Genomic DNA, 13,215 nt, shown 5'->3' with positions numbered 1-13,215 from the left:
CATGAGCAAAACCACAGTGTCCGCAAACCAAGCTGAATCCAAAATGGCCAGCCACGCTGACGCCATTGGCCACGGAAACAGCCCGGCTGCCTGGACCTGCGTACTTGTGATGCTGGTGGGCGCCCTGATTTCTTCCATCGCATTTGTCATCGCCAACACCCCGATCTTCGTCGGCGGACTGGTGGTCATGGTTATCGGCCTGATCGTGGGCTTCGTCATGCGCAAGGCAGGCTACGGAGTTGGCGGCAGCAAGCTGCAGAACAACGGTCACTAATCGTGACCGTTCTTGATGACATCATTGTTGGCGTCAAGGAGGACATGGAGGCCCGGCGTGGTCTCGTGTCCCTCGCGGAGCTGAAGGAGCGCGCCGCTAACGCTGCTCCGGCCCGTGATGCATGGGCCGCCTTGGGTGGCCCGTCATCCATCCGCAACGACCTCAAAGTCATCGCCGAAATCAAGCGTCGCAGCCCTTCCAAAGGTGATCTCGCGTCCATCGCCGATCCTGCGTCGCTTGCGGCGCAGTATGCCGACGGCGGGGCTTCCGTGATCAGCGTCCTCACCGAACAGCGCCGCTTCGGCGGTTCCCTGGCGGACCTCGACGCCGTACGTGCCGCCGTCGAAACGCCGTTGCTGCGCAAGGACTTCACCGTTGACGAGTACCAGATCTGGGAAGCCCGTGCACACGGTGCCGATCTCATCCTGTTGATCGTTGCGGCGCTGTCCGACTCGGAGCTTGCTGACTTCAGTGCTCTGAGCCACGAGCTCGGCATGAACGTCCTGGTGGAGACGCACACCGAAGAGGAAATCGAGCGAGCTGTCGCGGCGCAGGCCAAGATCATTGGCATCAATGTGCGCAACCTCAAAACGCTCGACGTCGACCGTTCCGTTTTCGGATCATTGGCCGGTTTGATTCCGGCTGAGTCCGTCATCGTGGCCGAATCCGGCGTCAGGGGTCCCGAGGACGTCTCTCATTACGCCGCGGGCGGCGCCAACGCCATCCTGGTGGGGGAAGCGCTGGTCAGCGACTCCACACCGCGCGAACGCATCACTGAATTCAAGGCAGCGGGAGCTGCCGCAATCGCCGTCAGGAACTGAGGCAGCACCTGAGTCACGGCGAATAGTTGCAAGGCAGCCCGGGCATCAGCCTGCGGCTGCCTTGTGGCACGTGGAACTACCCAAAGAACTAACTGGAACAGGACGGTGAGACTGATGGTCGACGCGCCAACAGCCGGCTCAGAAGAGAATGCAGCGGATGCATTCCTCCAAGGTGGCCCTTCGCTGCGGAATGCATCGGGGCCCTACTTTGGCAGCTATGGCGGACGCTGGATGCCCGAGTCGCTCATCGCCGCCCTTGACGAAGTTCAGGACACCTTTGAGAAGGCCAAAGCTGATCCTGATTTCATCGCCCAGCTCAAGGACCTGAACAAGAACTACTCCGGCAGGCCGTCTTTGCTGACCGAGGCCAAGCGCTTCTCGGAGCACGCAGGCGGGGCGCGCATCTTCCTCAAGCGCGAGGACCTCAACCACACCGGTTCCCACAAAATCAACAACGTCCTGGGCCAGGCACTGCTCGCAAAGCGGATGGGCAAGACCCGCGTCATCGCCGAGACCGGCGCAGGCCAGCACGGCGTGGCAAGCGCAACCGCCGCGGCACTGCTGGGCCTTGAGTGCGTGGTGTACATGGGTGCCGAGGATTGCCGTAGGCAGGCCTTGAACGTGGCGCGCATGCAGCTCCTGGGGGCCACCGTGGTTCCCGTGACCAACGGTTCGCAGACGCTCAAGGACGCCATCAACGATGCCCTTCGGGATTGGGTCTCCAACGTGGAGCACACCCACTACCTGCTGGGTACCGCCGCCGGAGCGCATCCTTTCCCTGCCATGGTCCGCTACTTCCACGAAGTCATCGGTGAAGAGGCGCGCAGCCAGATCCTGGAGCAAACCGGGAAGCTTCCCGACGCCATCGCTGCATGTATCGGTGGAGGATCCAATGCAATCGGCCTCTTCCACGCATTCCTTGACGACGCATCAGTGAAGATCTACGGCTTTGAAGCCGGCGGTGAAGGGGTGGAGACAGGTCGCCACGCTGCAGCCATCTCGCTGGGCCGCCCGGGCGTACTTCACGGCGCCCGCTCGTACCTGATGCAGGATGAAGACGGTCAGACTATTGAGTCCCACTCCATTTCTGCCGGGCTGGATTACCCGAGCGTCGGCCCGGAGCACTCCTACCTTGCAGACATCGGGCGTGTCACCTACGAGGCCGTGACGGACACCGAAGCCATGGATGCGTTCAGCCTCCTGTGCCGGACTGAAGGCATCATCCCTGCTATCGAGTCCTCCCACGCATTGGCCGGTGCCATCAAGATCGGCCAGCGTCTCACGGAGGGCAAGGAAAATCCCTCGGACGTGACAGTGATCGTGAACCTGTCCGGGCGTGGCGATAAGGATGTGGAGACTGCTGCCGCCTGGTTCAACATGTTGGACGAGGAAGGGCACGTCAAGGGCACCACACTGTCCACGCGGAAGCCTAAGGGGCCCACCGAGCGCACCAACGAAGCAGCCGTGGATGTCAACGAGGACCAGAACTGATGACTGAAGAATTCGCCAGCAAATCCGCCGCCGTCATTGACCGGGCCAAAGCAGAAGGCCGGGCCGCGTTGGTGGGGTACCTTCCCGCCGGCTACCCCACGGTCAAGGAGAGCATCGAGGCCGGCATAGCCTTGGCCCGGAACGGTGCTGACCTCATCGAAATCGGCATTCCGTACTCCGATCCCGTGATGGACGGTCCCGTGATCCAAGCCGCTACCACTGAAGCGATCTCCAACGGATTCCGCGTCGCAGACGTCTTTGACGTGGTTGCAGGCATTACTGCCGCCACCGATGCAGCAGTTTTGGTCATGACGTATTGGAACCCGGTCATGCGCATGGGCGTGGACGAGTTCGCCCGTCGCCTGGCCGAAGCCGGGGGAGCAGGACTCATCACACCGGACCTGGTCCCTGATGAGGCTCATGAGTGGTTTGAAGCCTCCGACAGGTACGGCCTGGACAGGGTGTTCCTTGTGGCGCCCTCTTCCACTCCGGAGCGACTGGACATGACGGTCAAGGCAAGCCGTGGGTTTGTCTACGCTGTGTCCATCATGGGCGTCACCGGAACCCGCACGTCGGTCAGCAGCAGTGCTGAAGACGTGGTGGCCCGCGCCCACGCCGCCGGCGCCAATCGGGTGTGCGTCGGTTTGGGCGTCTCCAACCCGGATCATGTCCGTGAAATTGCTGCATACGCGGACGGCGTGATCGTCGGGACCGCGTTGGTGGCGGCCCTCCGCGACGGCGGCGTGGACGCCGTCGGACAACTCACCAAGAACCTCAGCGCCGGCCTGGGCCGCGCAGCTGCAGAAGCCTAGAAAAAGGAAACAGCGAAGCGAATGCAGAACGTCCTCCACGCTGCGGCAATGGTCCCCTTGAGTATCCCGAGCCCATCGTGGTCCGGTTTCGACATTCCGCTACCGTGGGGGACGTTGCGCATCCACGCATACGCCCTCTGCATCCTGGCGGGCATCATCGTTGGCTTGTGGCTGACCTCGGCACGTTGGAAGCGCCGCGGGGCGCCTGAGGGCAGTCTGTGGGACATCGCCATCTGGGCGATCCCCTTCGGCATTATCGGTGGCCGCCTCTACCATGTCTTCTCTTCCCCGGACGCTTACTTCGGGCCCGGGTTTGACGGCACAGGGGACCTCTCGCTGATTCCGCAGATCCAGCGGGGTGGTTTGGGCATTTGGGGTGCTGTGATCCTCGGTGCGGTAGGTGCATGGATCGGTTGCCGACGGGCAGGCGTTAAGTTGACGGCATTCCTTGATGCAGCAGCTCCGGGCCTGCTCCTGGCCCAGGCCATCGGACGCTTGGGAAACTGGTTCAACCAGGAACTTTTCGGCGCGCCCACTACGTTGCCGTGGGGACTGGAGATTGACCCCGCCAATGCCAACTTCCCGCCGGACATGGCTGCGGGCACTCTCTTCCACCCGACGTTCCTTTACGAGATGCTGTGGAACCTGGCGGGTGTCGCCATCCTTCTGCTGCTGGATAAGAAGTTCAATTTCCGGTGGGGTCGGCTCTTCTGGTTGTACGCCGTGTACTACACCTTGGGCCGCGTGTGGATTGAAGCGCTGCGCATTGACGATGCTGAGCAGATCAGCCTTTTCGGGATTACCACCAGGCTCAATGTGTGGACCAGCATCTTTGTCTTTGTAGCCGCTCTGGCGATCTTCTTCGTCCTGGGCCGGAAGGGCCGGCCGGTGCCCGATACTCCTTATTTGCCGGGCCGCGAGCCCGAAAAAACGGCGCAAAAGGAGCCGGCTGCGGTGACCAGCGTCACCAGTCATGATGTGGACGCATCTGTCTCAGATACTGGTTCGCGTGGTAATCTCCCAGATAACCAAAGCGATCCGGGCCACGTTGACGAGCCGCAGGAATCAGCAGGGGAGACGGGAAAGGACATCACGTCCGGCACCGGTTCCACATCTGCTGCAACTGCCGCAAGGAAGGCCCCCGGATCCACGCCGAAGGCAGACGACACCAAGTAGTCGCGTTCGGTAAAGGGGCAACAGAGTCACCGCTCGTAGGGCCCAGTCCACAGCGTCGTGGCACCCCGGAAACCGGATCGCAGCATACCGATGTTCACTGGTCAAGCCGGGGCCAGAGGTCTGCGTAACTGTTCGTTGCGCTGGATCGGCTGGCCTACAATTCCAATTACTAGCGCTTTGTTGTGCCCGTCACAGGGCAGGCAAGGTGGGGCCAACGTTGTCCCTTCCATACGCACGATCTCGAGGAAGGACGTCTCCCATGACCCATCTTCATAACCCCGGTTGGTCCGAAAATATCGAACCTCAGGGTGCCATGTCTCCGTTCAAGCGCTTTGCCGCGCTCCCGGAGGCTCAGGGTCTTTACAACCCTGATAAGGAGAAGGACGCCTGCGGCCTGGCTATTATTGCCACGCTCCGCGGGGAACCGGGATACGACATCGTGGAAGCGGCGCTGACCGCCCTCCGCAATCTCGAACACCGCGGCGCCGTGGGCGCCGACGAAGGTACCGGCGACGGTGCGGGCTTGCTGATGCAGGTCCCGGACGAGTTCTTCCGGGCCGTCACCGAATTCGAACTGCCCTCACCGGGCCAGTATGTGGTGGGCACCGCCTTCCTTCCAGCTGAGTCCCGTGAAGCTGACAACGCCAAAGCCGGTATCGAAGCCCTCGCCGCTGATGAGGGGCTCACAGTCCTCGGATGGCGTGAGGTCCCGGTGGTTGCAGACCTGGTCGGCGCCATGGCGCGGGCCTGCATGCCGTACTTCTCGCAGCCGTTCTTCGCTTCGGCCACCGGTGAAAGCCTTGAGCCCAATGAACTGGACTCCCGTGCCTGGCGTATCCGAAAGCGCGCCCAGAACAAGTTCGGTGTCTACTTCCCGTCGCTGTCCTCGCGCACCATTGTGTACAAGGGCATGCTGACCACCGCACAGCTGGAGCCGTTCTACCCGGACCTTTCGGACAAGCGGTTCAAGACGAAGCTTGCGATCGTCCACTCACGCTTCTCCACCAACACGTTCCCGTCCTGGCCGTTGGCGCAGCCGTTCCGCACCATCGCCCACAATGGTGAGATCAACACGGTCAAGGGCAACCGCAACTGGATGCGTGCCCGCCAGTCGCAGTTGGCCAGCCCCCTGCTGGGTTCGGTGCCCGAGGAGCTTTACCCGATTTGTACCCCGGGCGCCTCGGACTCTGCTTCCTTCGATGAGGTGGCCGAGCTCCTCTGGCTCTCCGGCCGTCCGATCACGCACTCGATCATGATGATGATCCCGGAGGCATGGGAGAACCACGCCACTATGGATCCCGCGCGCCGTGCGTTCTACGAATACCACTCCCTGCTCATGGAGCCGTGGGACGGTCCTGCCGCTGTGTCCTTCACCGACGGCAGCCTCGTTGGCGCAACACTGGACCGCAATGGCCTGCGCCCGGGACGGTACTGGATCACCGAAGACGGCCTCATCATCTTCGCTTCCGAAGTTGGTGTCATTGAGGTTGAGCCTTCCAACGTGGTCAAGAAAGGCCGCGTAGCCCCGGGCAAGATGTTCCTGGTGGACACCGAAGCCGGACGCATCATTGACGACACCGAGGTCAAGGCTGAAATTGCCGGGGCCAACCCCTGGGCCGATTGGCTCAAGGACAACCTGATCGACATCAACGAGCTTCCCGAGCGTGAGCACGTGGTCCACACGGCCGCTTCGGTAAACATCCGCCAGCGGACCTTTGGCTACACCACCGAAGAGCTGAAGATCCTGCTCGGACCGATGTCCCGCACCGGCGCCGAGCCCTTGGGTGCCATGGGCTCGGACACCCCGGTGGCTGTGCTCTCCAAGCGCCCACGCCTGCTGTTCGACTACTTCGTGCAGTCCTTCGCCCAGGTCACCAACCCGCCGCTGGATGCTATCCGCGAAGAGCTGGTCACCTCGCTGAAATGTGCCATTGGTCCCAACGGCAACCTCCTGGACGGCAAGCAGGTCCGCCAGCCGCAGATCTCGCTGCCGTTCCCGGTGATCAACAACGATCAGCTTGCCAAGATCGCGAACATCGAAACCCCCGACGGCGATCGCATCGCCATGAAGGTTCGTGGCCTTTACCGCCCCGAGGGCGGAGAAGCGGCACTGCGTGCACGTCTGACGGAGATCTGCGAACAGGTTTCCGGCGCGATCAACCGCGGCGTGCAGTACGTTGTGCTGTCCGACCGTGACTCGAACGCGCAATGGGCCCCGATTCCTTCGCTCCTGCTGGTCAGCGCCGTTCACCACCACCTGCTCCGCAGCGCGAACCGCACCAAGACCGCCCTGGTGGTTGAGGCCGGAGACGTTCGCGAGACACACCATGTGGCAGTTCTCATCGGTTACGGCGCATCCGCCGTCAACCCTTACTTGGCCATGGAATCGGTGGAGCAGCTGATCTCCAACGGTGACGTCACAGGCGTCACCGCCGAAGACGGTGTCTACAACCTCATCAAGGGCCTGGGCAAGGGCGTCTTGAAGATCATGTCCAAGATGGGCATTTCCACTGTGGCTTCCTACACTGGCGCCCAGACCTTCGAAGCACTGGGCCTGTCCCAGGAACTCGTGGACGAATTCTTCTCCGGTACGCACTCCCAGCTGGGTGGCGTCGGCCTGGATGTCATCGCAGCCGAAGTTTCGGCACGTCACCAGATGGCGTACCCCGAAGGTGGCATCGAGCACCCGCACCAGCCGCTGCTTGGCGGCGGCGAGTACCAGTGGCGCCGTGACGGCGAACCGCACCTCTTCAACCCGGAGACGGTTTTCCGCCTGCAGCACGCCACCCGCGAACGCCGCTACGACATCTTCAAGTCCTACACCAAGGGCATTGACGATCAGTCCGAGAACCTGATGACCCTCCGCGGGCTCCTCAAGTTCAAGGACGGTGTCCGTCCGGCAGTACCGCTGGAGGAAGTGGAGCCTGTCTCCAGCATCGTCAAGCGTTTCTCCACGGGTGCCATGAGCTATGGCTCCATCTCGCAGGAAGCCCACGAGACACTTGCCATCGCCATGAACCGTTTGGGTGGCAAGTCCAACACGGGCGAGGGTGGCGAGGACGTTGATCGCCTGCTGGATCCCGAGCGCCGCTCGGCCATCAAGCAGATTGCCTCCGGTCGCTTCGGCGTCACCAGCTTGTACCTGACCAACGCCGAGGACATCCAGATCAAGATGGCCCAGGGCGCAAAGCCCGGCGAAGGCGGCCAGCTGATGGCGCAGAAGGTCTACCCCTGGGTAGCCCGGACACGGCACTCCACTCCCGGCGTAGGACTCATTTCGCCGCCCCCGCACCACGACATCTACTCGATCGAAGACCTCGCGCAGCTCATCTACGATGCCAAGCGCGCCAACCCTTCGGCCCGTGTCCACGTCAAACTGGTTTCGGAAGTCGGGATCGGCACGGTGGCCTCCGGCGTCACCAAGGCGAAGGCCGACGTCGTGCTTGTTTCAGGTCACGACGGCGGTACCGGCGCCTCGCCGCTGAACTCGCTCAAGCACGCGGGTGTGCCATGGGAACTTGGCCTCGCCGAGACCCAGCAGACCCTGATGCTCAACGGTCTCCGCGACCGCGTGGTGGTCCAGGTTGACGGGCAGCTCAAGACCGGCCGCGACGTTGTCATTGCGGCCCTCCTGGGCGGCGAAGAGTATGGCTTCGCGACTGCTCCGTTGGTGGTATCGGGCTGCATCATGATGCGCGTCTGCCACCTGGATACCTGTCCTGTTGGTGTTGCCACGCAGAACCCCGAGCTTCGCTCCCGGTTCAACGGCAAGCCCGAGTTCGTGGTCAACTTCTTCGAATTCCTCGCAGAAGAAGTCCGCGAAATCCTTGCCGAGCTCGGTTTCCGCAGCCTGGAAGAGGCCATTGGCCACGCCGAGGTCCTGGATACCCGCGAAGCGATCAACCACTGGAAGGCCGAAGGGCTGGACCTGGACCCCATCCTGCACGGGTTGGAGTTCGACGACGACGTGCCGCTGCGCAACATGACCGGCCAGAACCACGAGCTGGACAAGCACTTCGACCAGCGGCTGATCACCATGGCCCAGGAAGCGCTCAGCGACCGCATGCCCGTCAAGATCACCCTGGACGTCATCAACACGGACCGTTCCGTGGGAACGATGCTCGGCCACGTGGTGACCAAGACCTTCGGCATCGATGTCCTGGCGACCGACACCATCGACGTCACGCTCAACGGCACCGCAGGCCAGTCACTCGGAGCGTTCCTCCCCGCGGGCATTACCCTGCGTATGTTCGGCGATTCCAACGACTACGTTGGCAAGGGTCTCTCCGGCGGCCGAATCATCGTCCGCCCGGACCGCACCAACGTGTTCCAGGCAGAGCGGAATGTCATTGCCGGCAACGTCATAGGTTACGGCGCTACCAGCGGTGAAATGTTCCTGCGGGGCCAGGTTGGTGAACGCTTCCTGGTGCGTAACTCCGGTGCCACCGCCGTCGTCGAAGGCATTGGCGATCACGGTTGCGAATACATGACCGGTGGCCAGACGCTGATTATCGGCCGCACGGGCCGTAACTTCGGTGCCGGCATGTCAGGTGGAACCGCCTATGTGCTGGACCTGCAGCCTGAGCGCGTCAACAAGATGGCCCTCGATACCGGTGAACTTCAGCTCCTGGAGCTCGACGCCGAGGACCGCGACATTGTCCACGGTCTGCTCACCAAGCACCTTGAAGAAACCGAATCCGTCCTGGCCGGCCGTCTGCTCGAAAACTTCGACGACACCGCCGCCCGCATCACCAAAGTGCTGCCGCGCGATTACGCCGCAGTCCTGCAAACCCGTCTTGACGCCATCGAAGAGGGCCTTGACCCCGATGGCGAAGAAGTATGGTCTCGAATCCTGGAGGTAACCGGTGGCTGATCCACGCGGATTTCTGAAAGTCCGGCAGCGCGAGACGCAGCCACGCCGTCCCGTTCCCGTCCGCATCATGGACTGGAAAGAAGTGTACGAAGCCCAGGAAAAGGGCGTCCTGAAGAGCCAGGCCGGCCGCTGCATGGACTGCGGTGTTCCGTTCTGCCACCAGGGCTGCCCGCTGGGTAACCTCATTCCCGAGTGGAACGACCTCGTGTGGCGGGACAAGGGTGAAGAAGCGATTGAGCGCCTTCACGCCACCAACAACTTCCCGGAGTTCACCGGCCGCCTGTGCCCTGCACCCTGCGAAGCGTCCTGTGTGCTGGGCATCAACCAGCCTGCCGTGACCATCAAGCAGGTCGAGGTCTCCATCATCGACCAAGCCTTCGATAACGACTGGGTCCAGCCCCTTCCGCCGACTCGCCTCACCGGCAAGACGGTGGCTGTGGTGGGTTCCGGCCCTGCAGGCCTGGCTGTGGCGCAGCAGCTGACCCGTGTGGGCCACACCGTTGCTGTGTACGAACGCGACGACAAGATTGGCGGCTTGCTCCGCTACGGCATCCCCGACTTCAAGATGGAGAAGGAACAGGTTGACCGCCGCCTTGAGCAGATGAAGGCCGAAGGCACCCGCTTCCGGACCGGCGTCGCAGTGGGTACGGACGTCACCTGGGAGCAGCTGCGCCGCCGTTACGACGCCGTTGTAGTGGCCACCGGCGCCACCGTGCCGCGTGACCTCCCCATTCCGGGCCGGGACCTTGAGGGTGTCCACTTCGCCATGGATTACCTGGTTCCTTCGAACCGTATGGTGGCGGGGGAGAGCCCCGAAAACCACATCGACGCCCGTGGCAAGCACGTTGTCATCCTGGGTGGTGGCGATACCGGTGCTGACTGCATCGGCACCGCACACCGCCACCAGGCAGCATCGGTGACCACGCTCGCCATCGGCCAGCAGCCGCCGGCCGAACGAGCCGCCCACCAACCGTGGCCGACATTCCCCACACTGTTCGAGGTCGCCAGCGCCCACGAAGAAGGTGGAGAGCGTACCTACCTTGCATCAACCGTTGAGTTCGTTGGCGAAAACGGCAAACTCACCGGCGTCAAAGTTGCTGAAACCGAGTTTGTGGACGGCAAGCGCCTGCCCAAAGCCGGTACAGAACGCATCATTCCAGCTGACCTTGTGTTCTTGAGCCTGGGCTTTACCGGTGCTGAGCCGGCAGGTATCACCGAGCAGGTCAGCGCAGAGTTCGACAGTCGGGGCAACGTTGCCCGCGACGGCTACTACATGACGAACACCGAGGGAGTGTTTGTTGCCGGCGATGCCGGACGTGGCCAGTCACTGATTGTGTGGGCCATTGCGGAAGGCCGTGCTTGCGCGGCCGCAGTGGACAGGTTCCTGATGGGAAGCACCATTCTCCCGGCACCGGTCGCCCCCACCGACCGGGCGATAGCGGTCTTATAGCGCCGGCAGGAACGTTTCTTTTACTCAATCAGCATGACTACTTAGGGTAGGTATATGAGACGCGCGAAAATTGTGGCAACTTTCGGCCCGGCTATCTCCAGCTTCGAGAACACCCTCGCGGTGCTGGAGGCCGGCGTTGACGTTGCTCGCATGAACATGAGCCACGGCGACTACTCCGTGCACGACAACACCTACGAGAACGTCCGCAAGGCTGCGGCACAGCTGGGCAAGCCGGTTGCCATCATGGCTGACCTCCAGGGACCCAAGATCCGCCTGGGCCGCTTTGTTGACGGCCCCCATGAACTGGCTGTTGGCGATACCTTCACCATCACCACCGAAGACGTCCCCGGTACCAAGGACATCTGCTCCACCACGCTCAAGAGCCTCACCGAGGACGTCAACGTAGGCGATGCACTGCTCATTGACGACGGCAAGGTGGCACTGCGTGCCATCGAGGTTGACGACGTGAAGGTTGTTGCCACCGTGACGGTTGGCGGCAAGGTTTCCAACAACAAGGGCATCAACCTGCCCGGTGTAGCCGTCAACGTCCCCGCCTTGAGCGAAAAGGACGAGGACGACCTCCGTTGGGCCCTCAAGCGCGGCGCAGACCTGATCGCCCTCTCGTTCGTCCGTGATGCCTCAGACATCAAGCGCGTTCACGAGATCATGGACGAAGAAGGCCGCCGCGTGCCGGTGATCGCCAAGATCGAAAAGCCTCAGGCAGTGGAGCAGCTCCACGAAATCATCGACGCGTTCGATGCCATCATGGTTGCCCGTGGCGACCTCGGTGTGGAGCTGCCGCTCGAAGAGGTGCCGATCGTCCAGAAGCGCGCCATTGAACTGGCACGCCGTTGGGCCAAGCCGGTCATCGTGGCCACCCAGGTCCTCGAATCCATGATCGACAACCCGCGTCCGACCCGCGCCGAGGCTTCCGACTGCGCCAACGCAGTTCTCGACGGCGCCGACGCAGTGATGCTCTCCGGTGAAACCTCCGTGGGCCAGTACCCCATTGAGACCGTCAAGGTCATGGCACGGATCATCGAATCCACCGAGGTCCACGGTCTTGAGCGCGTCCCCCCGCTGGGTACCAAGCCCAAGACCCGCGGTGGCGCCATCACCCGTGCCGCCGTCGAAATCGCCGACCAGCTGGACGCCAAGTACATCTGTACTTTCACCCAGTCCGGCGACTCGGCACGACGCCTCTCGCGCCTGCGCCCCGTCAAGCCGGTCTTCGCGTTCACACCCGTTGAGCACGTCTGGAACCAGCTGGCCCTCACCTGGGGCATCCAGCCGGTCCTGGTGCCCTCCGTGGGCCACACCGACGAGATGACCGCACAGGTGGACAAGAGCCTGCTGGAAATGGACCTCGTGGACGAAGGCGACCTGGTTGTCATTGCTGCCGGTTCCCCTCCAGGACAGGCCGGTTCCACCAACTCGCTGAAGGTCCACAAGGTAGGCGACCTCGCCGACACCTCCAAGACCGACGACGGCTCCCGCAAGGAACCCGTTGGCCCCTGGCCTGAAAAGAAGTCCAAGACCAAGGCGTAAGTCCTCGGTTGCTGAAAGCGGGCCCCGCCAATGTGGCGGAGCCCGCTTTCTGTTTGTCTATGGCGATTACGACGGCGGCCGCTCACCTNNAGGTGAGCGGCCGCCGTCGTGCGTTACTTGGTGCTAGTTGACCTGGTTGATGATGGTCTCGGCAACCTCACGCATGCTGAGGCGACGGTCCATGGAGGTCTTCTGGATCCAACGGAAAGCCTCAGGCTCCGTCAAGCCCATCTTGGTGGTCAGGAGGCTCTTGGCGCGCTCTACAAGCTTGCGCGTAGCGAACTGCTCCTGGAGGTCGGAAACCTCGTTCTCAAGCGCCTTGATCTCCTCATGGCGGGACAGTGCGATCTCGATGGCCGGGATCAGGTCCGCGGGGGAGAACGGCTTGACGACGTACGCCATGGCGCCGGCGTCGCGTGCGCGCTCCACCAGTTCCTTCTGGCTGAAGGCAGTCAGAAGGACAACAGGTGCAATGCGTGCCTTGACGATCTTCTCAGCAGCCGAAATACCGTCCATGACAGGCATCTTGACGTCCATGAGGACAAGGTCCGGCTTCAATTCCTCGGCCAGCTGCACCGCTTTCTCGCCATTGTCTGCCTCGCCGACGACGTCGTACCCCTCGCCCTTCAAAATCTCGATAATGTCCAGGCGGATGAGGGTCTCATCCTCGGCAACGACAACGCGTCGGGCCGGCTGGGCTGTGGACGTGGACTCCGTCTGTTCGGTCACGGGATCTCCTTGAAAAGGTTCGGCGGGTTCATGTCCATCTT

The 13,215-nt window shown here is 62.5% G+C and carries 9 protein-coding genes; 8 read left to right on the top strand and 1 reads right to left on the bottom strand.

Annotation, left to right across the window (positions count from 1 at the left end; translation table 11 throughout):
- The first annotated feature begins 1 nt into the window (after window position 1).
- The 8 genes from EU811_RS16545 (at window position 2) to pyk (ending at window position 12,445) form a co-directional block, all read left to right on the top strand.
- Window positions 2-274 carry an HGxxPAAW family protein gene (locus EU811_RS16545; protein ID WP_142939421.1) on the top strand — a complete coding sequence of 91 codons (273 nt, stop codon included), beginning with the start codon at window positions 2-4 and terminating at the stop codon, window positions 272-274.
- 2 nt (window positions 275-276) lie between these two features.
- Window positions 277-1,095 carry an indole-3-glycerol phosphate synthase TrpC gene (gene trpC, locus EU811_RS16540; RefSeq protein WP_187697230.1) on the top strand — a complete coding sequence of 273 codons (819 nt, stop codon included), beginning with the start codon at window positions 277-279 and terminating at the stop codon, window positions 1,093-1,095.
- A 114-nt stretch (window positions 1,096-1,209) separates the two neighbouring features.
- On the top strand, window positions 1,210-2,586 hold the full coding sequence (gene trpB, locus EU811_RS16535; protein ID WP_142939419.1) for a tryptophan synthase subunit beta: 1,377 nt from the start codon (window positions 1,210-1,212) through the stop codon (window positions 2,584-2,586).
- On the top strand, window positions 2,586-3,398 hold the full coding sequence (gene trpA, locus EU811_RS16530; RefSeq protein WP_142939418.1) for a tryptophan synthase subunit alpha: 813 nt from the start codon (window positions 2,586-2,588) through the stop codon (window positions 3,396-3,398). The genes trpB and trpA overlap by 1 nt, the downstream gene beginning before the upstream one ends.
- Before the next feature lie 21 nt (window positions 3,399-3,419).
- On the top strand, window positions 3,420-4,574 hold the full coding sequence (gene lgt / locus EU811_RS16525; RefSeq protein ID WP_142939417.1) for a prolipoprotein diacylglyceryl transferase: 1,155 nt from the start codon (window positions 3,420-3,422) through the stop codon (window positions 4,572-4,574).
- Window positions 4,575-4,833: 259 nt separating this feature from the next.
- Window positions 4,834-9,447: a glutamate synthase large subunit gene (gltB, locus tag EU811_RS16520; RefSeq protein WP_142939416.1), complete on the top strand. Its 4,614-nt coding sequence runs from the start codon at window positions 4,834-4,836 to the stop codon at window positions 9,445-9,447.
- Window positions 9,440-10,897, top strand: a complete 1,458-nt coding sequence (locus tag EU811_RS16515) for a glutamate synthase subunit beta (RefSeq protein WP_142939415.1) — start codon at window positions 9,440-9,442, stop codon at window positions 10,895-10,897. Before gltB ends, EU811_RS16515 begins: the two co-directional genes overlap by 8 nt.
- 54 nt (window positions 10,898-10,951) lie before the next feature.
- Window positions 10,952-12,445 (top strand): pyruvate kinase, encoded by a 1,494-nt coding sequence (pyk, locus tag EU811_RS16510; protein WP_142939414.1) that lies wholly within the window; start codon window positions 10,952-10,954, stop codon window positions 12,443-12,445.
- Window positions 12,446-12,568: 123 nt separating this feature from the next.
- On the opposite strand, the gene EU811_RS16505 is transcribed toward pyk, so the two are convergent.
- Window positions 12,569-13,174 (bottom strand): ANTAR domain-containing response regulator, encoded by a 606-nt coding sequence (locus EU811_RS16505; protein ID WP_011774540.1) that lies wholly within the window; start codon window positions 13,172-13,174, stop codon window positions 12,569-12,571.
- Between the last annotated feature and the right edge of the window lie 41 nt (window positions 13,175-13,215).

Source organism: Arthrobacter sp. TS-15, assembly GCF_006964045.1.
Lineage (GTDB): Bacteria > Actinomycetota > Actinomycetes > Actinomycetales > Micrococcaceae > Arthrobacter.
The sequence above is the reverse complement of the archived record's forward strand: the minus strand, read 5'-3'. Positions and strand labels throughout refer to the sequence as shown.